Consider the following 22614-nt stretch of genomic DNA (forward strand, 5'->3'; position numbering starts at 1 on the left):
ATCGGCTGAATAGGTCAATTTACAAAGATTCTATTTTTGATAATATATTCAAACGATTAGTCTCACATCCGCATCGGGGCTGGAAACAAATCGTAGTGATTAAGTAAGTAACTCGATAATTTTAAATTTTCATCAAAATGAATAAACCGTTAAAAAGAGCAGTGGAATTACAACTTTTAAGTCATGATCATCATCATGGATTACAATTGTGTTGGAAAATTCGAACCGGATTTTTTAAGCAAATTGAACCGGAACGTATCAAAATATATACTGATTGGTTTTTTAAAATGCATTTATTACCGCTTTTTGAATTGGAAGAAAAGTATGCCTTTACGATTTTAGACCCTGAGAGCGAACTTGTAAAAAGGGCTTTAACAGAGCATCGGAGATTGAAACGATTGTTTAAGCAAACTTCTGATTTGGAAAAATTTTTAGGGCATATTGAGGAAGAGCTGGTGGCGCACATTCGTTTTGAGGAACGCATTTTATTTGCTGAAGTTCAGAAAAGAGCGTCTGCAGCGCAATTAGCTAAAATCAATGAAATTCATTCAGGAGAAGCATTTGTAGAAAAAGAAGATGATGTTTTTTGGAAATAAAAAGGGATACTATGATTTATAGTATCCCTTTTTTTGGCTAATTACCTGAAAAAAGTTGTTTAATTATTTATATTCTGAAATTCATCGAAACGGGTAGCAACTCAAACAATCAAACTAATTAGATGAAAATAAAACTTATTTCCATAAATTTGCAAAAAGCCAACTATGTTTTCTAAAACCTGTGAATACGGAATCCGAGCCACCATTTTTATAGCTTCACAATCTTATCAAAATACCAGAGTAGGGCTAAAAGACATTGCTAAAAAAATTGATTCCCCTGAAGCCTTTACGGCTAAGATTTTACAAATATTATCCAGAAATAATATCATCCATTCCATCAAAGGTGTTGGAGGCGGTTTTGACATTCCAAGAGAGACGATGAGCCAAATAAAACTTTCCCACGTTGTAACTGCCATTGATGGAGATCGTGTCTTTACAGGTTGTGGCCTGGGATTGCATCATTGCTCCGAAGAACATCCCTGTCCGGTTCATGATAAATTTAAGGCGATTAGAAATGAATTGGCCTTCATGTTAGAAAATACAAATTTGGAAGAACTCGCATTAGGAATCAAATCGGGTGATACTTTTTTGAGGTATTAATTTTACTAAAAAAATAAAATAGACCAATATATAAATAGATTTATAGTGTATTTCAAACGAATCAGTTTATTCGGAGATTACAATAATTAATACGTAAAAATGAATTCAAAAGAAATGAAAAGTCTTAAAGAGCGCATATTAGAATTAAAAAAAGAGAAAAATGCTGTTATTTTAGCGCATTATTATCAGGAAGCCGATATTCAGGATATTGCAGATTATGTAGGGGACAGTTTAGGATTGTCACAAGAAGCCATGAAAGTGGATGCCGATATTATTCTTTTCGCTGGGGTGCATTTTATGGCTGAAACCGCTAAGATTTTAAACCCAACCAAAAAAGTGATTCTTCCTGATTTGAAGGCAGGTTGTTCATTGGCCGAATCTTGTCCTCCGGATTTATTTAAGAAATTTACTGATGAACATTCCGATCATATTGTTATTACTTACGTGAATTGTTCTGCAGAAATTAAAGCATTGAGCGATATCGTCTGTACATCATCGAATGCTTTGAAAATTGTGGAATCCATTCCGAAAGAAACGCCTATTATTTTTGCACCGGATAAGAACTTAGGAAAATACATCATAAGCAAAACAGGTAGGGATATGTTGCTTTGGGACGGTTCCTGTGTGGTTCATGAAGCTTTTTCATTGGACAAATTAATTGAGGTTCACCAACAGCATCCTGATGCCAAAATTATTGCGCATCCTGAATCGGAAACGCATATTTTGCAAACGGCAAGCTATATTGGCTCAACAGCCGGAATGATTGATTATGTAAAGACTAATCCTAACAATAAATTTATAGTTGCTACCGAGGCAGGGATTTTGCACAAAATGCAACAGGAAGTACCTCATAAAATATTAATTCCAGCTCCCGCTAAAGAGGATAATACTTGTGCTTGTAGCGAATGTGGTTATATGAAAATGAATACTTTACAAAAAGTATATGATTGTCTAGTTCACGAAAGTCCGGAAATTGACGTTCCTGAAAATACCAGAAAAAAAGCCCTAATTCCTATTGAAAGAATGCTTGAATTATCGAAATAATGATTAAAACCAATTATCTAATCATCGGTTCCGGCGTGGCAGGATTGACTTTTGCCATAAAAATAGCAGATCGATTTCCCGATAGAAAAATCACGATAATTACCAAATCGAATGCGGATGAATCCAATACAAAATATGCGCAAGGCGGTATTGCAATTGTCACTGACCAAACGGAGGATTCCTATAAAAAACACATCGAAGACACCTTAATCTGTGGCGACGGTTTGTGTGACCCTTCCGTCGTTGAAATGGTTGTCACTGAAGGCCCGAAAAGGTTGAAAGAACTTATAGAATGGGGTGCCAAGTTTGATAAAAACACCAAAGGCAATTTCGACTTGGGTAAAGAAGGGGGCCATTCTCAAAACAGGGTGGTGCATCATAAAGACCAAACCGGTCATGAAATTGAACGTGCTATTTTGGCGCAGGTACATCAGAAAGACAATATTACCGTTCTGGATCACCATTTTTCACTTGATTTAATAACGCAAAATAATTCGTGTTTTGGTGCCCATGCATTTGATGAAAAAACAAAAGAGATTATTACTTTTAAATCTGATTTTACGGTGTTGGCAACCGGTGGAATTGGTCATCTTTATGGCCATACGACCAACCCTGTAATTGCTACCGGAGATGGGATTGCCATGGCTTTTCGTGCGAATGCCACCATAAAAGACATGGAGTTTATTCAATTCCATCCTACAGCCTTATATGATTCTTCTGCAGGCTCTAAATTTTTAATTTCAGAGGCAGTTCGGGGATTTGGGGCCTATCTTCGTACCAAAGATGGCGTTCGTTTTATGCTTAATTATGATAGTAGGGGTGAATTGGCGTCAAGAGATATTGTTTCGCAAAGCATTGATCTGGAACTAAAAAAATCAGGTGACGATTGCGTTTATCTGGATTGTACACATTTGGATTTAGCTGCTTTTACAAAACATTTCCCCATGATTTATGAGCGTTGTAAAAGCATAGGTATTGCTATTGAAAAAGACTGGATTCCTGTAATCCCGGCACAACATTATCTTTGTGGCGGAATTATGGTGGATAAAAATGGAAAAACAACTGTAGCCAATTTATTTGCTTGTGGGGAATGTTCTCAAACAGGATTGCATGGTGCTAATCGATTAGCGTCGAATTCATTGTTGGAAGCGCTAGTGTATTCGGAGAAGATTTACAATTATTTGGCTACTACTTCAGATGAAGACCTTCAGTTCGAAGGTGTTATTTCAGATTGGGCAGCTATTGAGAAACCAGAAATGAATGTAGATTGTCTGGCAAAAATGAAAACAGAATTACAGCTTTTAATGCGCCAAAATATAGGAATTGTCCGTAATGATATTGATTTGTATAAGGCTAAAGAGGAGCTCAGCCAAAGACAAAAGGAATTAGAAGAAATGGGCAAGGAGTTCCAAATCACCACTGCTTTCTATGAGCTTTATAATATGTATGCAATAGGGAAGTTAATCGTTCAACACTCCATTGAAAGGACAGATAATCGTGGTGGGTTTATGAAGACTGAAGCAAGCAAAAAAAAGAATTAGTCGTTATTTATTCTATTCCTTTTCCTATTGTAAATCTTTGTAACTTTGCACCCTTATAAAATTATAATTTTTTAAAGATGAAACGTGTTGTTGTTGGACTTTCTGGAGGTGTAGATTCGAGTGTTGCTGCTTATTTATTGCAACAACAAGGCTATGAAGTCATCGGACTTTTTATGAAAAATTGGCATGATGATTCTGTTACGATTTCTAATGAATGTCCATGGCTGGAAGACAGTAATGACGCTTTGCTTGTGGCTGAAAAATTAGGAATTCCTTTTCAAACGGTAGATTTAAGCGAAGAATACCAAGAGAAAATCGTTGATTATATGTTCAACGAATATGAAAAAGGGCGAACCCCAAATCCTGATGTACTTTGTAACCGCGAAATAAAATTTGATGTTTTCATGAAAATCGCTTTGAGTCTTGGAGCCGATTATGTGGCGACAGGACATTATTGTCAAAAAAGTGAAATCGAAGTCAATGGCGAGATCGTTTATCAATTAAGAGCTGGCGCCGATACAAACAAAGACCAATCCTATTTTCTTTGTCAGTTGTCGCAAGAGCAATTGGCAAAATCATTGTTTCCGATTGGAGAATTGACTAAGCCTGAAGTTCGAGAAATTGCTGCTCAAATGGACTTAATTACTGCCGAAAAGAAAGATTCCCAAGGTTTGTGTTTCATTGGAAAAGTACGTTTGCCAGAGTTTTTACAACAAAAATTGCAACCCAAAGACGGAGTTATTATTCAAATTGATAAAAACGATTCTGTTTACAATTCTGAAAAACAAGAAGGTTTAACTCTTGAAGAGGATTTGGCTTTTGATGCAAGAAAAATTCCATACACGCCAGAAATGGGTAAAAAAGTAGGAAAACATCAAGGAGCTCATTATTTTACTATTGGACAAAGAAAAGGACTCAATGTAGGCGGAACTACAGATCCATTATTTATCATCGCTACAAATGTGGTGACGAATACTATTTATACCGGATTAACCAGCCAGCATCCCGGATTGTTTAAAAAAGCATTGCAGATCGAAAAATCTGAAGTGCATTGGATTCGTAAAGATTTGGCTTTGGCCAATGGCGAAACTATGGACGTTATGGCAAGAATTCGTTACAGACAACCTTTGCAAAGCGCCACCTTACACCAATTTGAAGGCGGCATGTTTGTTGCATTTGAAGAACCTCAATCTGCAATAACCGAAGGACAGTTTGTGGCTTGGTATTTAGGAGATGAATTAGTTGGTTCGGGAGTTATTTCTTAGCTTAGTACTTTATTTATAAAAAGTTAAAAAACGATTGCCTCCGTTGAAATTAAAATACTGTGAAACAGCTCTATTTGATATTTACGACAAAAGGTTAGTTGGATTTTATACGAATTAAAAATAAAGTTAACTATGGGAAAAATCTATTTGTTTCTTTTTTTATTATGCACTTCGGTAGGCTTTTCTCAGGAAGATGCCTGGGTATATTTCAATGCAAAACCCAATTCTCAATCCTATTTACGTACCCCTCTACTAATGCTTTCTGAAAGGGCTTTGCAAAGAAGAACAAATCAGCATATAGTTTTAGATTTTAAAGATGCTCCCATTGAACCATCATACATCAATCAGATAAAAGCAGTTGCAGGAATTACTGTGATGGCAAAATCCAAATGGTTGAATGCAATCCATGTTCGGGGTACGCAGGCAATTATAAATTCATTGGCAACATTTTCTTTTGCCGGTAAAATAGATTTTGCGGATAAATCGCTCAATCAAACCGGGAAAACAGCAAAGGTGTCAAAAATAAAAAAGGTATCTATAAGTAAGAAAACTAAAATTGATTTCGCTTATGGAACGTCTGCGAATCAAATTCAGATGCTTAACGGACAACTAGTACACCAAAAGAATTATACCGGCTCCGGAAAAGTAATAGCTGTTTTAGACGCTGGTTTTCCAGGTGTTAATTCAGCTCAGCCTTTTCAAAGATTACGAGACAATAACCAAATTTTAGGAGGATATAATTTTGTTTTAAGAAATCCGGATTTCTACACTGGAGTTTGGCATGGAACAGCTGTACTTTCCGCAATGGGGGGGTACAAAGAAAATTCGTTGGTTGGAACAGCGCCAGATGCTTCCTATTATTTATTTATCACAGAAGATGACACTTCGGAAAATCCTGTTGAAGAATCCCTTTGGGTTGAAGCAGCGGAAAAAGCGGATAGCCTGGGAGTGGATATTATAAACACTTCTCTCGGGTATTTTGAATATGACAAGAGTGCTTATAGTCATACCTACAGTGAAATGAACGGGACAACAGCTTTCATATCTCGTGGTGCGGAAATTGCATTTAGCAGAGGTATGATTGTGGTGGCATCAGCAGGCAATTCAGGAGGGACAGCTGATCCCTACATTGGCGGACCCGCTGATGCACCATCTGTAATTGCAGTGGGAGCAGTAAAAGCTTCAGAAGTATTGACTTCATTTAGTTCTATTGGACCTTCGTCGGACGGGAGGATAAAACCGGATGTTATGGCCCAAGGACAATCGGATGTTTTGTCTGATGAATTTGGTAATATTATAGCTGCAAACGGGACTTCTTTTTCCAGTCCTATTATGGCAGGAATGATTGCTTGTTTATGGCAGGCAAATCCTAATAAAACAAATAAAGAGATTACACAATTCATTATAAAATCAGCAGATCGGTTTGCGTCGCCTGACAATCAATATGGTTATGGCATTCCGGATTTTAATTTAGCGTTGAGTAATTTGTTATTAGATATTTTGTCGAAAAATGATTTTATTATCTATCCGAATCCCGCAACTGATTTTATCACAATTTCATTGCCAGCGGGGCTTGATCGGGCTTCAGTTGTTATTTATTCTATTTCAGGTCAAAAAGTGTTAGAAAAGGAAATCACGATTGAATCAACTAGTATTTCATTGAAAGGATTGGGTAAAGGAATTTATATATATAAAGTGGAATCAAATTCTTTTTATAAAAGCGGAAAAATAATAAAACAATAGCAGTATCAATACTACATGAATAAAATCACGGAACTTTTTAAAATTAAATATCCAATTATTCAGGGAGGAATGATTTGGAACAGCGGTTATAAATTAGCAAGCGCAGTCAGTAATGCAGGAGGCTTAGGATTGATCGGTGCGGGTTCCATGTATCCGGAAGTTTTAAGGGAACATATTCAAAAATGTAAAAAAGCTACTTCAAAACCTTTTGGTGTAAATGTTCCGATGTTGTATCCCAACATTGAAGAAATAATGAAAATTATTGTTGATGAAGGAGTGAAAATTATTTTTACATCAGCAGGAAACCCAAAAACATGGACTTCTCATTTGAAAGAAAATGGTGTAACGGTAGTGCATGTGGTCAGTAGTTCTGTTTTTGCACTGAAAGCTCAGGATGCAGGCGTAGATGCAGTGGTCGCTGAGGGATTTGAAGCCGGCGGACATAACGGAAGAGAAGAAACCACTACGTTTACTTTAATCCCAATGGTGAAAGAAAAAATTAAGATTCCGTTGATCGCTGCTGGCGGTATCGCCACCGGTCGGGGTATCCTTGCTGCTATGGTGCTAGGAGCAGACGGTGTTCAAATAGGGAGTAGATTTGCTGCATCGGTGGAATCATCAGCACATGAAAATTTTAAGAAAACCATTGTAAATATTAAAGAAGGAGATACACAATTGACCTTGAAAGAACTTGCCCCTGTTCGATTGGTTAAAAATAAATTTTATCAGGATGTTCAGCATTTGTATGAAATGTGCGCAACAAAAGAAGATTTAATGGGTTTATTAGGTAGAGCAAGGGCAAAACGGGGTATGTTTGAGGGAGATTTAGTAGAAGGAGAATTGGAAATCGGTCAAGTGGCAGGGTTAATTCACGAGATAAAACCAGCCGGAACTATTGTTGCCGAAATGATAGCCGACTTTGAAACAGCGAGACGAGAAGTAATTAGTTTTGATTTTTAATTTAGAAATATGGCGAAGACAAAAATATATATAATATTGCTTTTTTTGGTTTTAGGTTTTCAAAATTCGTATAGCCAGAGCTATAAGTTTAAAACTTCCGGTTTTAGTGTTTTAGAAAAAAATGAAAAAGGGAAATGGGGGAAATGGTCTGATTTGGATTTGGTCAATATTTTAGTGACATTGGATACCAATAAAGACAGGATTGTAATTTATTCTCAAGTTATTCAATTGTTTGAAATTATCGATTATCAAGCCACGGAAGAAAACGATACGGATATTGTTTATTCATTTACTTGTAAAGACAATAATGGGGACGATTGTACACTTTCAATCATTACCCGTAAAAAACAAGATAATAGGAAACAATTATACATCAATTATGACAATAGAATTGTAGTTTATAATATCTTTAATATGTAAAAAAATACTGATTTATCCTTTGTGTTATTTTGCTTGAGGGGATTACTTCACTTAGTTTTTTATTTTCATTGGAGTTCGTTGAACTTCGTTTGCAGGGAAAGGTTCACAATCGGACAAAGGAGAGCAAGGATTTGTAACGTAGAACGTGACTGGTCAAAAAAGGGGTCAGGAGTTAAAATTTCTCAATGTCCTTGATGAATTCATCATACTCTTTGTAGAACAATTCTAAAGCATTCATTTTCTCATTGTAGAAATCAAAAATTTCATTCCAATAGTTGCGATTGCTAACACCAACACCTAATTTTTCGACCCAAATGCGACTAATTGTTTTACCATTTTCTAGATTAAAATCTTTTTCGAAAACTAAATCTTTAATGAATTCATCTTCCAGAATATTTTTTAAAGCTTTTATTTTTTCAAAATAAGCAATTCGTTTTTGATCATTACGATGCTCAATATCTATTAAAACTTGTGCTTTTTTATTGTCTACATAAAACTTAAAGGAAAAATCTTTTATTTTGGTGTCATATAGCAACCATTTTCGGGGGTATTTTTCTGCGAATGCGATCCAGAATTCTCGTTTTAGTTTTTGAGTCTCTTCTTTGCTGTACATTTTTATTTATTTGAATTTGATTTTAGAAAGTTTGCTAAACATTATTTTCTAAACTATATTTATAAGATCTTTTGGTATGCAAAAATAGACTTTGATTATGGATTTTCAAGATTTTTTAAAATATGTTCCCAATTTTGCTCAGGCAAAACTTCCTGCATTCGAAGCACATATTAAAATGGCGCCTCTCGAGCGCATAGATGCTTTGAAAAATGGGATTTTTGATAATAAAAAATCAAGAAAAGCGGCGGTGATGATGTTGTTTTATCCAAAAAATGGAAGCACGCATTTGGTGCTAATTGTAAGAAGTTCCTATAATGGTACCCATTCTTCCCAAATAGCATTTCCTGGCGGTAAGTTTGAACCGGAAGATGGCGTTTTTGCAAACACGGCTTTAAGGGAAACCCATGAAGAAATAGGAATTCTTCCCACAGACATAGAAATTATCAAGGCTTTTACAGAATTGTATATTCCGCCAAGTAATTTTATGGTACATCCTTTTTTAGGAATTAGCAGGGAGGAAATCAGTTTTATTCCTGACCCCAATGAAGTGGCAAATATAATTGAATTGCCTTTGTCGGTTTTTTTGAGTGATGAAATAATTATTAGTGCTGAAATGGTAACTTCCTATGCAGGTAAAATTACGGTTCCTGCTTTTAAAATAGAGGAGCACATAGTTTGGGGAGCTACAGCTATGATGTTGAGTGAATTGAAAGAAGTTTTAAAAAAGGTTTTAAGTTAAAAGGTTGTCATTCCGGGATTGATAAAATCGATTTATTCCCCGTGATTTTCAATACCGTTTGCTGAAAATCAGTAGAAACTACAAATATAATTTTCGTACGTTTGTAGTCCAAATTAACAAATAATGACACAGTTTTATGGTATTGTTTAAGAGAAATCCTTTTGGGCATATATTATTTATAAAGAAATGGTTGATCCGAATCTTTGGAGCCATCACGCACAGACGGTACAGAGGATTTAATGAATTGCAAATTGAAGGTTCTGAAATAATCAGAAATTTACCGGATACCAACGTGCTTTTCATTTCCAATCATCAGACTTATTTTGCCGATGTTGTGGCTATGTTTCATGTCTTTAATGCAAGTTTAAGCGGTCGGGAAGATACTATTAAAAATGTATGTTACCTCTGGCAGCCCAAAATGAATATTTATTATGTCGCCGCCAAAGAAACAATGCAAGCCGGTTTATTGCCAAGAATTATGGCATATGCAGGAGCAATTTCCGTAGAACGGACCTGGCGGGCTAAGGGAGTTGATGTTAAAGAAAAGAAAGATATAAATCCAGATGACACTGAAAATATCAAAATAGCGCTAAAAGATGGCTGGGTAATCACTTTTCCGCAGGGAACCACTAAATCGTTCAAGCCTGTTCGTAAAGGAACTGCACATATTATCAAACAACACAGGCCTATTGTTGTTCCTATTGTTATTGATGGTTTTCGTCGTTCATTTGACAAAAAAGGATTGCGAATGAAAAAGAAAGGAATCCTGCAGTCGTTTATCATCAAAGAACCTTTGGATATCGATTACGATAAGGATACGATTGATGAAATTGTTGAAAAAGTTGAATATGCCATTGAACAACATCCTTCCTTTTTAAAAGTTATTCCGGCTGAAGAATTAAAAGCACAAGAAGAATTAAATCGTTTAAGACAATGGGAATATTAACTGGAGTCTAAAGTCATAAAATCGTACCGTCTTAAGCTTCAGTGGGTAGTCTTTACAAATTTCTACTTACAGATCAATCTTTTTCAATTCTTTATAATTGGCATACAATCTTCGGAGCAAGATTCCATACAATAATCTGTAAAACAACCAGAATATCCCAAAAAACAGAGCGATAGTCAAAATTAGAATGCCTATGGTGATAGCCATAATTTTTCCGTCATTGGCAATCTTTTCCCTTAAAATGTTTACGTCAGGATTGTAGGAAAAGGCAATTACAAAACCAATAATTAAGCTAAAAACAATCATTCCAAGATTGTACCAAACATAATATTGCACCGTTTTTCTGGTTTTTAGTATGTCTTTCATCAACTGTTTTGTCGAAACAGTTGTCGAAATTAAGATATAGTTTTTATAAAATAAATAAATAAAAACCAATATCACGACGTAATTAAAAATGGTTAATGCTTCAAAATATTTGATTAGTTCATCATGTTTGATCTTTTTTAAATAATCATCTGAATTAAAAATGACACTAATCGATGTCCACAATACAACTTCCAAAATACTGATAATCAAAATCCACTTGACTATCGAAGACGATTTTTTATGAATCATTTTATAAATCTCTATTTCCGAAACCTGTTCAAAAGAATTATCATTCTTCTGCCAATCTTTTTTCAATAAATCCAGCTCTTTCATACTCCTAATGGATTTAATATTTTTTTTAATTTCCCTTTTATTCTATTCATTTTGACTCTGGCATTAACTTCACTAATTCCTAATGTCTCGGCTATTTCTGTATAATCTTTATCCTCAAGATACATGAAAATCAGTGCTTTTTCAATATCATTCAACTGATAAACGGCTTTGTACATCAGTTTTATCTGTTCTTCTTCCTCATAGTTATACTCAACATCGTTCAGAAAATGTTGTCGTCCTTCAAACTCAATTGTGCTTATGGATCGCTTGGTTTTTCGGTATAAAGTGATTGCGGTATTCAAAGCCACGCGATAAGCCCAAGTCGAAAATTTGCTGTCGCCCCTAAATTTTGGAAACGCTTTCCATAGCTGAATCGTGATTTCCTGGAACAAATCTTTGTGTGCATCATCACCATTAGTATACAATCTACAAATTTTGTGGATTATATTCTGATTTTCCTGCAATTGCTTTACAAACGAATGTTCTAAATTATCACTCATATATACGTTAGTAATCCAAAAATAGATTTTGTTACAAAGTAGCACTTTTTTTCTGGCGGCACAAATTTTACAAGTGGTAATAGAGACTTGTTTCGAGGTACGTCACCATCTTTATTTTTCGAAAAAAATCAAAAAATAAAGGATTTTCATTACCATAAGCGGCATTTATATGCTTAGCATTTCTTACTGTCTTTTTTAAAAAAACAAAAATTTTGATAATAATTGATAGAATTCAAGGTTGTAAAACATTGTATCTTTGAGTATCAACAATTCAGAACTTTTAAATATGAACATCCCAAATTCAGCTTTACCCAGAATAGTCATCATTGGCGGTGGCTTTGCAGGACTTGCATTGGCCAGAAAGCTAAAAAATAAAGAGGTGCAGGTCGTTCTTTTAGACAAGCACAACTACCACACTTTTCAACCCTTATTGTATCAAGTAGCCACTGGAGGACTGGAGGCAGGTTCAATAGCGTATCCAATCAGGAAAGTAATTCAGGAATACGATGATGTTTATTTTAGATTGACTACAGTGGCAGAAATTGATACTAAAAACCAAAAAGTAATCGCTGAAATTGGGGAGCTGAGTTATGATTATCTCGTTATAGCGACGGGTTCCAAAACCAATTATTTTGGCAATAAAGAAATAGAGCGTAATAGTATGTCAATGAAAACCATACCGCAATCACTTAACATCCGCAGTCTTATTCTTGAAAACTTCGAACAGGCCGTTTTGACCACAGATAGTGCTGAACGGAATAGCCTGATTAATTTTGTACTCGTTGGTGGCGGACCAACAGGAGTGGAGCTGGCTGGCGCTTTGGCCGAAATGAAAAAAGCCATTTTGCAAAAAGATTATCCCGATCTTGATATTGCCAAAATGGAAATCAATCTTATCCAGAGTGGCGACAGAATTCTCAATACCATGAGTGAGGATTCCTCACAAGATGCCGAAAAATTTCTGACAAGTCTCGGGGTGAAAATCTGGAAGAATGTGCGCGTTACGAATTATGACGGACGGACCATAGTAACGAATTCTGATTTGACATTTGAAACTGCCACTGTAATCTGGACAGCTGGCGTACAGGGTGCTATAGTTGCCGGATTGGATGCTAAATCTTTGGTTGAAAAAGTAGAACGCATTCGAGTAAACGAGTACAATCAGGTAGTAGGTTACGACAATATTTTTGCCATAGGCGATATTGCATCTATGGAAACTGAAGCGTATCCGCAAGGACATCCCATGTTGGCGCAACCCGCGATGCAGCAAGGTAAATTGTTAGGAGAAAACATTATTAAATTAATCAGAAAACAACCCATGGAAGCTTTTGAATATGATGATAAAGGCACTATGGCGACCATAGGGAGAAATAAAGCTGTAGTCGATTTACCAAAATACCATTTTAGCGGCGTTTTTGCCTGGTTTGTTTGGATGTTTGTGCATTTGTTTTCACTTATTGGCTTCAAGAACAAAGCAGTAGTTTTCTTGAACTGGGTGTATAATTATATTCGTTTTGACCGGGAGGGACGATTGATTATCCGTCCGTATAAAAAGAAAAGTTTTACTGTATTTACTAGTGATGAGGTTTAAAACGTAATACTATTAGTGTTATCTTGTCATCGGAAATTTTAATCCTCATAGGTCCCAAAAATGATAAAAAAGACAGTTGTTTTTCTATTTATATTGCTTGTTAATTTTAAATCCTATTCCCAAAATAGTTATGTATTTGTTGGTTCCTATAATTCGGATAAAAATAAAGAGGGGATATATGTGTTTCAATTAAATACGGTAACGGGCAATTTAAAGAAAATTACAACAGTCAAAAATATATTAAACCCTTCTTATTTAACGGTAGCTCCAAACGGAAAATATATTTTTGCCTGTACGGAAACAAGAACACCCAATGCCGGAAGCGTCAGTAGTTTTGAATTCAAACCTCAAAATAAGACTTTAACATTTATCAATAGTCAAAAAAGCGGTGGTGAAAATCCGGTATATCTTTCGGTTCATAAAAATGGAAAATGGCTTGTAAATGCTAACTATACTCAGGGAAGCGTTTCTGTTTATCCAATAACTTCAGATGGCAAAATAAACCCGATTGCTCAAAATTTTTCCTATTCGGAAGGCAGTATTAACAAGGAAAGGCAAGAACGTTCCCATGTTCATTCGGCAGTATTTTCTCCGAATTATGATTTTGTGTTTTTACCTGATTTAGGTGCCGATAAAATTAGAAGTTATCGATTTGATGACACAAAAGAGGAACCACTTTCAGAAAATCAATACCCTTTTACTCAGGCCACAATAGGAAGCGGACCAAGGCATTTTACATTTCATCCTAACGGAAAATTTGCCTATAGTGTTGAAGAAATGGCTGGAACAATAAGTGTTTATAAATATGCGAATGGCAAATTAGACGCAATTCAAAGAATTAATGCTCATTCTGATGCATACAAAGAAGGGTTTAATAGTGGAGATATTCACATTTCACCTGATGGGCGTTTTCTATATGCTTCTAATCGAGGAGAAGAAAATAATATTGCCATATTTTCCATAGAGAATAATGGTACCTTAAAAACAGTAGGGTATCAATCTGCTTTTGGAAAAACACCAAGAATATTTGCTATCGATTCCACCGGTAAGTTCGTGATAGTAGCCAATCAAACAAGTGGTAATGTAATCGTTTTTAAAAGAGATTCAGTTACAGGTTTATTAAAAAAATCGGGCACTGAAGTAAAAGTGGAAAATGCCTCCTGTGTGCAAATTAAACAATATCCATAATTTGGATCACGGATTCATAAAAATGAACTCAAACCTTTCAGATCTAAGGGAGTAGCATTTTGGTTTGACTATAATAAATTGCGATTTGAACCTTATTTTTAAAACGGTACGCTACCTTTTAAAGGTAAAAATTGACTTGAAAATGATTCCTCTGAATTAACAGGAAATACTTTAAAATTTAGAAATAAAAGTTGTGCTAGCATTCCTACAGACCGATAATCGATGCCTTTTTTTGATGTAAAATCATTCTTACAATGTGTTGATTTATAGTATTTTAACAAAAATATAGCTTTTATAAATATTTGAAAATCAAGTAGTTGTGATTTTTGTATTTTAACAAATTATTGACGTTGTCTTTGAAATAAAATTTAAATTAATTTTATAAAAATAAACAAAGTTATACTTAATGAAAAGCGTTATCCTTTCCAATTTCCATCCCATTTTGGTGGGAAAATTATTAGACCAAACAAAGCTCAATCAGTACACAAAATTTCTCTATTACCATTTTCAAAACACCCCACATTCGGATGTTTCAGGAAGTGATGGAGTGGAGCGGGTAAGTTTTGAGTCTATATCAGATCATGTAGATAAGTATTCCGTTTCTTCGGAGAGCATAAACAGCAGACAAATTCTAATTTTTGAAGACGTAGAGAATTTTATTGAAAATGAAATGGATATTACTTTACCTTCTGAATACCATTTTCCTGCCGGTTTTGAAGTGAAGTCGGGAAATCTTTACGGTCCTAAAATAGAGGTTCGAATGGAATGGTTTAAAAGAAAAATGGGATATGTTTTTGATGAATTTTATTCAAAAACGGTTTCAAGCCCGGAAAATCTGATTCATGTTACCTGTTCCGGCTATTCCTCTCCCAGTGTTGCGCAGGAAGCCGTAATAGAAAGAGATTGGGGAACGGTTCAGGTTACCCATTCCTATCATATGGGATGTTACGGTGCTTTTCCAGCAATTCGTACAGGCAGAAGTTTGCTGTGCAGCAGTCCAACTAAGGGTAGGGTAGATGTCGTTCACACGGAATTATTGTCAGCCCATTTAAACCTGGTTGAGTTTTCCAATTCAAATACCATGATTTGCTCTCTTTTTGCAGATGGATTCATAGGATATTCTTTATTTGACGAGGAATCGTTTATGCAAGATGATTCTTTCCCGGAGAAAAAAGGACTGCGAATTATAGCGGCTCACGAGGTAATTATTCCAGATTCATTAGAGGATATGTCTTGGGATTTAGGTGAATATAATTTTTTAATGACGCTCTCCAAACGAGTTCCCGTTTTTATTCGTAAAAATATCAAACCTTTTTTAACTACACTTTGCAATAAAGGAGACATAGATCTTGAAGAACAGAAATCCAACATGCATTTTGCAATACATCCCGGCGGGCCAAAAATCATAGATTATGTTATCGATGCAATTGGATTGTCTAAAGACCAGGCTATTTGGTCTTACGAAGTACTACGCCGTCTGGGAAATATGTCTTCGGCAACGATTCCACATATTTTTAACGAAATTATAAATGATCCCAATATAAAATCAGGAACAAAAGTTGTTGCCATGGCATTTGGACCAGGATTGACAGCTACAGGATTATTGCTTGAAAAAATATAAAATTCGAGTTCAAGCAAAAACGTAGAATAAGAAAAAGAAATTGGCTATAAGCGGTTTGTGTTTATAGCCTGTTGTCTTTTTTATAATAATTCACCATCAAATTTACAAATTTACTATATCCTTCCATACCATCTTTTTGCTGATTTAATTTGAGAAAATTGTCGTAAAAAACATGAAAACCCGTTTCAACCGGTGTTTGGTATTTTTTCCAGAAATTGTCACTTTCTTTGTAGTTTTTCAAAATTCCCGGATGAACAGTTTTAAGTAGTTGTTTGAATATGTTTTCATCCCTAACTTGCCAATTGTTTAAGCAATAGCGTAAAGCCGTACTATATCCCGAATATTGGACGTATAAATTATCATTTTTTACTGAAGCTAAAAATCCAATAAAATTACATTCACTTTCACTGGCATATCCCATTTGATGCGCCATTTCGTGATTGGTTGTCATTGGAAAACTATACATCGGTCCAAGATAATTTACTTGTGCTTCATTGGTGAACGGATTCAAATAGCCACCAAAACCCATGTAAGCCAAAGGTAAACTGAGAATCGATTTTTTTGTGCTTAAATAATTATAAGTGAAATAGGAGTATTGATCGGATAAGTTTTTATAACCATTCAAATTCATTTCAAAAACCTGCTCTTGAGAGTAAGGAAATGCCACTTTTGCATTGTCATTTTTTGTGATCTGACCTTGAACAGCATTGGTTTTAGTGATTAATTTTTTGGTAAAAGCTAATAAATCCGCATCAGAATACTCTTTTTTAATTGCCATTTTCTCAAAAAGTGGTTGGCGGTGATAATTAAAAGCCCAAAGAATATGGAACAAAAAATAAAAAACGGAAACAAAACTTAAAATAGCCAGCAGGTTGTTTTTCCATTCTAATTTCCAGGATTTTCTTTTATTCCAAAACCAGACTAAAATAAGGGAAATTACAATAAAATAGATGAAATCACCCACAGAAAAAGGAATTGTGCCAAAAATAATTCTCGAAAATTTAGCAATAATTGGATACAAACCATTACTGTAAAAGTGCTCCACATATTCCGGAAAAAAAGGAATAATCTGCAGGACGATTATTTGGATAAAAAGAAAGAATAATAGAAAACATTTTGGTTTCACTGGATGAATTTTGAAAATGTAAAGATAATTACAATATCAATTAGTATCTAAAAGAATTTAAACTTTGTAACTTTGGGACTTGTAAATGTTAAACCTCAAACAAAAATAAATGAGCCAAGAAATAAGAAATCTGGAACCCAAAGCACTTTGGAATAAGTTTGCTGATTTGAACGCGGTACCTCGTCCTTCTAAAAAAGAAGAACGAGTGATTGAGTTTATGAAAAATTTCGGAAACAGTCAGGGATTAGAAACTTTTGAAGATGAAATACGGAATGTAATTATACGCAAATCTGCTACTCCAGGAATGGAAAATCGGAAGGCGATTGTGCTTCAGGGCCATTTGGATATGGTGCATCAAAAAAATGCTGATACTGTTTTTGATTTTGATACGCAAGGGATAGACATGTATGTGGATGGAGACTGGGTTCGTGCAAGAGGAACAACTCTTGGTGCTGATAACGGTCTTGGAGTTGCCGCTATTATGGCAATTTTGGAAAGCAAAGACATTCCACACCCTGCTATTGAAGCTTTGTTTACAGTTGACGAAGAAACTGGAATGACTGGAGCTTTGAACTTAAAAGGAGGCATTCTTAAAGGTCAGATACTTTTGAATTTAGATACTGAAGAAGATGATGAGATCGACATTGGTTGTGCTGGAGGAATCGATGTAACGGCTACGAGAAGTTATCACGAAGAGGAAGTCCCTGAAGGTTCTGTTGGACATATTATTACTGTAAAAGGATTGAATGGAGGGCATTCGGGAATGGATATCCATAAAGGTTTGGGAAATGCCAATAAAATAATGAACCGTTTGTTATTTGATGCTTTTGAAAATTTCGGTTTGCAAGTAGCGGAAATTAACGGAGGAAGTTTACGTAACGCTATTCCTAGAGAAAGTGTTGCTAAAGTAATTATTTCTGAAATGTTTGATGAAGCTTATATTTTTGATATGCAGGAAATCATCAACGATATCAAAAACGAATTTAAAACTACTGAACCCAGCTTAAAAATTGAGATTGTCAAATGCGATTTGCCCAAAAAAGTAATGGATTTAGGTGTTCAGGAGGGAATTATAAGAGCAATTTATGCAGCACACAACGGTGTTTACCGAATGAGTGCCGATATGGAAAATCTGGTAGAGACTTCTAATAATATCGCTAGGGTAATTATCAAAGATGGTGAAATTTCAATAGCATGTTTGACCCGTTCTTCTGTAGAAACGTCTAAATATGATTTGGCCAATTCTTTGCGTTCCGCTTTTGAATTAGTAGGTTGTGAAGTTGAACTTTCAGGTTCTTATCCAGGTTGGACTCCCAATGTAAATTCGGAAATTCTAGATATTCTGGTTGCTATTTACGAGAAGCAAAATAATGAGAAGCCAAAAGTTGTGGCTTGTCACGCAGGACTGGAATGTGGAATTCTCGGAACTAATTATCCTGACATGGATATGATTTCTTTTGGACCAACGATTCACGGTGCGCACTCTCCTGATGAAAGAGCTAGTATTTCCTCTTCTCAGAAATTTTGGAAATTCGTATTGGAAATTTTAGCCAATATTCCAGTGAAATGATCTTGAATTTCAAAAAAAACAAACCCTCGTTTAGCAATAAACGAGGGTTTGTTTTTTTATAAAAAGAATTAGTCTCTTTTTGGACTGTTTTTCTTATCTCTTTTTTCTTCTTTCTTTTCTTTTGCCGTTTTTAGAGGTTCTTTTTTTACGGTCTTCTTAGCGTCTTGACTTTTTGCCATGATAGAGGTATTTAGATTTTGTTTTTAATTTTGATGTAAGTAAATGTATATAATATTTTGTTTCGTTTTAAATATTATTTTAAAAAATCCCCGTCGATGATTAATAATTCAACTCCATTAGCTGCGATAGAGCGATGAGAGCTTAAATCATCTGAAACAACATAGTCATTCCTTTAGATAGATTTATTTGTTCTCCATTCTCCATTTCGCTTACGAAATTGCCTTCGAGACAGTGTACAATATGTCCTTTTTGGCACCAATGATCTGCTAAATAACCTTCAGAATAAATAACTTTCCGAATTCGAAGACCTGCTAATTGCAAAGTTAGCCAATAGGCGGTTCCCGTTTCGCCTTTATATGCTGTTCTTTCTATTTTGTCCCAATTGATGGCTTGGAAAGGTATATCAGACATCTATTTTGTTTGTTGGATTAATAAAATTTAGGATAAAACTCAAATTCAGATATTTTAAAATGAAAATCCCCAACTGCTTGAATTGAGGATTGAAATTATCTTTAGCTTAAAAATGATAGTATACTATATAGTATACTGTTGTATTATTTTTTCTTCAGAATCTTATATTCCTCATAACAGCCACTTATGGCGTCCATAATTTGTAAATCATTTGCTGTTTGTATAAAAGCTTCCGAATAATTACAACGCTGCAAAATTTCGGACAATTCATTTTTATCCACTCCAAGAAGTACAGATATTGTTTCTCTGTCGAATTTAGATTCGAGTAGGTTTCGAACGGTATCATCCTTTTTCATTTCTTTTAGTTTTTTAAGCTCTTTTGGGTTTTTACCAAAGAAATTATAAAGCATATCCGCTGGATTGAAAATAGAACCAAGAACTCTGCCAAAGGCATTTGGAGAATATTCACCCGCTTCATAACCTTGTGTTAATCCCGAAATGCTGTAACGAAAGTTTTCTTTTGTTGGGATTAATTTTGAATCAACTTCAAGATATCCTGTTAAATTAAAGGGTCTGATGATTACTTCTTCAAGCGCAATTGCTTTTTCGGTAAGTTGAATTTTGGTGCTTTTGTTCTTTATCCAGTCATTTGTAACTCGGACTCTTAAAGATTGAAAGCCTAAAATAGTAAGATGTAAAGTGTCGTTTGGCTGAACATCAATTTCGAAATATCCTCTCGAATCGGTAGTTGCACCTCTTACTTTATTGATATTGATGATGTTTACATTTGACAAAGGCAGCTTAGTGCTGTTGTTGATAATAATACCATTGACTTTTTGGGAAGGTTCTGTGACTTGCGCGAAAGCGGTTGCAGATAGTACTAAAAAAAAGAAAACTACAAAATATTTCATAAACTCATTTAAAACTTTAAAAGTAATAAAAGAGGATTAAATATTTTGTAGTTTCTCTCTATAATTATAAGAAAATTAACTAAATGTTAGTCTCTTCTTGGTCTTCTTGGTCTTGGTGAATCACCAAAGCTTTCAGAACGTCTCGGTGCTCTATCAGATGAACCTTCAGTTCTAGGTCTGTCTGATGAAAATCCACCTTCTCTTCTTGGAGCAGCGCTTCTAGAATCGCTTCTTCCGCCAAATCCACCTTCTCTAGGAGCTGAATTTCTATCGCTTCTAAATCCACCGCCTGAACCTTCTCTTCTTGGAGCAAAACTACCTTCTCTTCTTGGAGCAGAACTTCTTCCGCCACCAAAACTTCCGCCAGAACTTCTTCCGTTATGATCACGTCTTCCGCCACCATCATTTTTAGAAATTTCAACATTGATTCTACGTCCTTCTAATTGTACGTTGTTCAATACTTCCATTACTTTATCAGTATGTTCCGGATCAGTGTTAAAGAAAGAGAAACCTTCTTTTACATCTACTTTAAAAACGTCATCGCGACCTAAGTCCAATGTTTCTTTCAAGTAGTCTTTCAATGACATCCAATCAAAGTTGTCTCTAGAACCTATGTTCACGAAATATCTTGTTGCACCACCATTGTTATTCTCTCTTGGAGCACCGTCTCTGTCATCACGATCACGTCTTTCAGAAACTGAAGATTGATTAGAGATATCTCTGGTTTTCTTGTAATAATTGATAAAACGGTTAAATTCTACCGATACCATTTTCTTGATTAATTCTTCTTTCGATAAACCTTCAAGTACGCTGTTAATTGCAGGAAGATAGTTGTCAATTTCGTGATCAACTTCTGTGTCTTTAATTTTATTAGCTAGGTGTAATAATTGGATTTCACAGATTTCAATTCCAGAAGGGATTGTTTTTTCTTCGAATTTTTGTTTGATGATTCTTTCAATTGAAGAAATCTTACGCAATTCGCTTTTAGTAACGATTACAATAGAAGTTCCTAATTTTCCAGCACGACCCGTACGACCTGAACGGTGATTGTATGTTTCGATTTCGTCAGGTAATTGATAATTCACTACGTGAGTAATGCTATCAACGTCAATTCCACGTGCAGCAACATCAGTAGCTACAAGCATTTGGATTTGTCTTCCTCTAAAAGATTTCATTACGCCATCACGTTGCGCTTGAGATAAATCTCCGTGCAATGCGGCAGCACTATATCCATCTTCAACAAGTTTTTCGGCAACAGCTTGTGTGTCTCTTTTGGTACGACAAAAAACTACTGAGAAAATGTCTGGATTAGCATCGGCTAAACGTTTCAAAGCTTCGTAACGGTCACGTGCATTTACAAGATAAAATTCGTGAGAAACTGTAGCAGAACCTGAATTTTTAGCTCCAACTGTAATTTCAATTGGATCAGTCATGAATTGTTTTCCAATACGTGCTACTTCAGCAGGCATTGTTGCAGAGAATAACCATGTGTTTTTTTCGTCTGGCGTAGTAGAAAGGATGTTTACGATGTCTTCGTAGAAACCCATGTTCAACATTTCGTCAGCTTCGTCAAGAATACAGTAGTTGATTTGAGATATGTTTACCAAACCTCTATTAATCATGTCTTGCATTCTTCCTGGAGTTGCCACAATAATTTGTGCGCCTCTCTTTATGTCTCTCGCTTGTTCTGTTATGCTAGCTCCACCGTAAACTGCTACCACATTAATACCTTTTTCGTATTTAGAGTAGTTTTTAATTTCGTTGGTAATCTGCAAACAAAGTTCGCGTGTTGGAGATAAAATTAATGCTTGTGTATTTCTGTTGTTGGCATCAATTTTCTGAATAACTGGAAAACCAAAAGCTGCCGTTTTCCCTGTCCCTGTCTGAGCCAACGCAACCATATCTGTGTCTTTTTCCAATAATAGGGGAATCGCTTTCTCCTGTACTTCGGTCGGATTTTCAAATCCTAGATCTAAAATCGCCTTCAGTAACGATTCACTCAATCCTAATTGTTCAAATTTATTCATATGTATTTTTAAAATAGGGTGCAAAATTACTGTTTATAATTCATATAAACTAATGCTATTTTAAGATTTAATGATTTATTATAATTTGATTATCAGAAAGTTATATTTTTTATTTGCAAATTGTGAATTTTGTTTTGTAAATACAGTGTGAGATTACGACTCGAAATTGGATTTATTGTTATAAAAATGTTGTATTGTAAAAATTTATGGTTCTTCGCCTAAATTAGTGGAAAGTCAAAAAATGACCTAATTTTAGGGCATGGAATTAGACGGATTGGGAGTTTTGTTAGGAGTTAAATCTCCATGGGTTTTAAAAAAGATAG

At 35.1% G+C, this 22614-nt stretch carries 21 protein-coding genes; 14 read left to right on the top strand and 7 right to left on the bottom strand.

Annotated elements, in window-relative coordinates:
- Window positions 1–137 precede the first annotated feature (137 nt).
- The 8 genes from ACNQGH_RS21040 to ACNQGH_RS21075 all read left to right on the top strand — a co-directional run bounded on the left by ACNQGH_RS21040 (window position 138) and on the right by ACNQGH_RS21075 (window position 8169).
- Complete coding sequence (locus tag ACNQGH_RS21040; protein WP_417957983.1) at window positions 138–596, top strand: hemerythrin domain-containing protein; 459 nt, start codon at window positions 138–140, stop codon at window positions 594–596.
- 165 nt (window positions 597–761) lie between these two features.
- Complete coding sequence (locus ACNQGH_RS21045) at window positions 762–1196, top strand: RrF2 family transcriptional regulator (RefSeq protein WP_417957984.1); 435 nt, start codon at window positions 762–764, stop codon at window positions 1194–1196.
- Window positions 1197–1295: 99 nt separating this feature from the next.
- Complete coding sequence (nadA, locus tag ACNQGH_RS21050) at window positions 1296–2240, top strand: quinolinate synthase NadA (protein ID WP_417957985.1); 945 nt, start codon at window positions 1296–1298, stop codon at window positions 2238–2240.
- Entirely contained in the window at window positions 2240–3781 is a 1542-nt protein-coding gene (gene nadB / locus ACNQGH_RS21055) for an L-aspartate oxidase (RefSeq protein WP_417957986.1), read from the top strand. The genes nadA and nadB overlap by 1 nt, the downstream gene beginning before the upstream one ends.
- 77 nt (window positions 3782–3858) lie before the next feature.
- Window positions 3859–5046, top strand: coding sequence for a tRNA 2-thiouridine(34) synthase MnmA (gene mnmA / locus ACNQGH_RS21060; protein WP_417957987.1), 1188 nt, complete (start codon window positions 3859–3861; stop codon window positions 5044–5046).
- Between the two features lie 132 nt (window positions 5047–5178).
- Window positions 5179–6789 (top strand): S8 family serine peptidase, encoded by a 1611-nt coding sequence (locus ACNQGH_RS21065; RefSeq protein ID WP_417957988.1) that lies wholly within the window; start codon window positions 5179–5181, stop codon window positions 6787–6789.
- A 15-nt stretch (window positions 6790–6804) separates the two neighbouring features.
- Window positions 6805–7749 (top strand): NAD(P)H-dependent flavin oxidoreductase, encoded by a 945-nt coding sequence (locus ACNQGH_RS21070; protein WP_417957989.1) that lies wholly within the window; start codon window positions 6805–6807, stop codon window positions 7747–7749.
- A 9-nt stretch (window positions 7750–7758) separates the two neighbouring features.
- On the top strand, window positions 7759–8169 hold the full coding sequence (locus ACNQGH_RS21075) for a hypothetical protein (protein ID WP_417957990.1): 411 nt from the start codon (window positions 7759–7761) through the stop codon (window positions 8167–8169).
- Window positions 8170–8341: 172 nt separating this feature from the next.
- Here ACNQGH_RS21075 and ACNQGH_RS21080 read toward each other — a convergent pair whose 3' ends face one another.
- On the bottom strand, window positions 8342–8782 hold the full coding sequence (locus tag ACNQGH_RS21080) for a DUF4268 domain-containing protein (protein ID WP_417957991.1): 441 nt from the start codon (window positions 8780–8782) through the stop codon (window positions 8342–8344).
- A 97-nt stretch (window positions 8783–8879) separates the two neighbouring features.
- On the opposite strand from ACNQGH_RS21080, the gene ACNQGH_RS21085 reads away from it, so the two are divergent.
- A complete protein-coding gene (locus ACNQGH_RS21085) occupies window positions 8880–9521 on the top strand; it encodes an NUDIX hydrolase (protein ID WP_417957992.1) in 642 nt (213 codons plus the stop codon).
- Between the two features lie 136 nt (window positions 9522–9657).
- The gene (locus ACNQGH_RS21090; RefSeq protein ID WP_417957993.1) at window positions 9658–10467 is read left to right on the top strand and encodes a lysophospholipid acyltransferase family protein; all 810 of its coding nucleotides are present in this window, start codon (window positions 9658–9660) and stop codon (window positions 10465–10467) included.
- Window positions 10468–10533: 66 nt separating this feature from the next.
- On the opposite strand, the gene ACNQGH_RS21095 is transcribed toward ACNQGH_RS21090, so the two are convergent.
- Together ACNQGH_RS21095 and ACNQGH_RS21100 are read right to left on the bottom strand one after the other, a co-directional pair.
- Window positions 10534–11166 carry a hypothetical protein gene (locus tag ACNQGH_RS21095; RefSeq protein ID WP_417957994.1) on the bottom strand — a complete coding sequence of 211 codons (633 nt, stop codon included), beginning with the start codon at window positions 11164–11166 and terminating at the stop codon, window positions 10534–10536.
- Window positions 11163–11666, bottom strand: a complete 504-nt coding sequence (locus tag ACNQGH_RS21100; protein WP_417957995.1) for an RNA polymerase sigma factor — start codon at window positions 11664–11666, stop codon at window positions 11163–11165. Before ACNQGH_RS21100 ends, ACNQGH_RS21095 begins: the two co-directional genes overlap by 4 nt.
- Window positions 11667–11952: 286 nt before the next feature.
- Between ACNQGH_RS21100 and ACNQGH_RS21105 the strand changes: the two genes are divergently transcribed.
- The 3 genes from ACNQGH_RS21105 (at window position 11953) to ACNQGH_RS21115 (ending at window position 16066) form a co-directional block, all read left to right on the top strand.
- A complete protein-coding gene (locus ACNQGH_RS21105; protein ID WP_417957996.1) occupies window positions 11953–13257 on the top strand; it encodes an NAD(P)/FAD-dependent oxidoreductase in 1305 nt (434 codons plus the stop codon).
- Window positions 13258–13317: 60 nt separating this feature from the next.
- Entirely contained in the window at window positions 13318–14445 is a 1128-nt protein-coding gene (locus ACNQGH_RS21110) for a lactonase family protein (protein ID WP_417957997.1), read from the top strand.
- Between the two features lie 406 nt (window positions 14446–14851).
- Window positions 14852–16066 carry a 3-oxoacyl-[acyl-carrier-protein] synthase III C-terminal domain-containing protein gene (locus ACNQGH_RS21115; protein WP_417957998.1) on the top strand — a complete coding sequence of 405 codons (1215 nt, stop codon included), beginning with the start codon at window positions 14852–14854 and terminating at the stop codon, window positions 16064–16066.
- A 61-nt stretch (window positions 16067–16127) separates the two neighbouring features.
- Here ACNQGH_RS21115 and ACNQGH_RS21120 read toward each other — a convergent pair whose 3' ends face one another.
- Window positions 16128–17192, bottom strand: a complete 1065-nt coding sequence (locus ACNQGH_RS21120) for a DUF3810 domain-containing protein (protein WP_417957999.1) — start codon at window positions 17190–17192, stop codon at window positions 16128–16130.
- 109 nt (window positions 17193–17301) lie between these two features.
- On the opposite strand from ACNQGH_RS21120, the gene ACNQGH_RS21125 reads away from it, so the two are divergent.
- The gene (locus ACNQGH_RS21125; RefSeq protein WP_417958000.1) at window positions 17302–18762 is read left to right on the top strand and encodes an aminoacyl-histidine dipeptidase; all 1461 of its coding nucleotides are present in this window, start codon (window positions 17302–17304) and stop codon (window positions 18760–18762) included.
- A 321-nt stretch (window positions 18763–19083) separates the two neighbouring features.
- Here the strand turns inward: ACNQGH_RS21125 and ACNQGH_RS21130 are convergent, their stop codons facing one another.
- From ACNQGH_RS21130 to ACNQGH_RS21140, 3 genes are all read right to left on the bottom strand, one after another.
- A complete protein-coding gene (locus tag ACNQGH_RS21130; protein WP_417958001.1) occupies window positions 19084–19353 on the bottom strand; it encodes a DHCW motif cupin fold protein in 270 nt (89 codons plus the stop codon).
- A 143-nt stretch (window positions 19354–19496) separates the two neighbouring features.
- Entirely contained in the window at window positions 19497–20264 is a 768-nt protein-coding gene (locus ACNQGH_RS21135; RefSeq protein ID WP_417958002.1) for a carboxypeptidase-like regulatory domain-containing protein, read from the bottom strand.
- 86 nt (window positions 20265–20350) lie between these two features.
- A complete protein-coding gene (locus ACNQGH_RS21140) occupies window positions 20351–22291 on the bottom strand; it encodes a DEAD/DEAH box helicase (RefSeq protein WP_417958003.1) in 1941 nt (646 codons plus the stop codon).
- Between the last annotated feature and the right edge of the window lie 323 nt (window positions 22292–22614).

Origin of the sequence: Flavobacterium kochi (genome assembly GCF_048286715.1) — a bacterium.
Lineage (GTDB): Bacteria > Bacteroidota > Bacteroidia > Flavobacteriales > Flavobacteriaceae > Flavobacterium.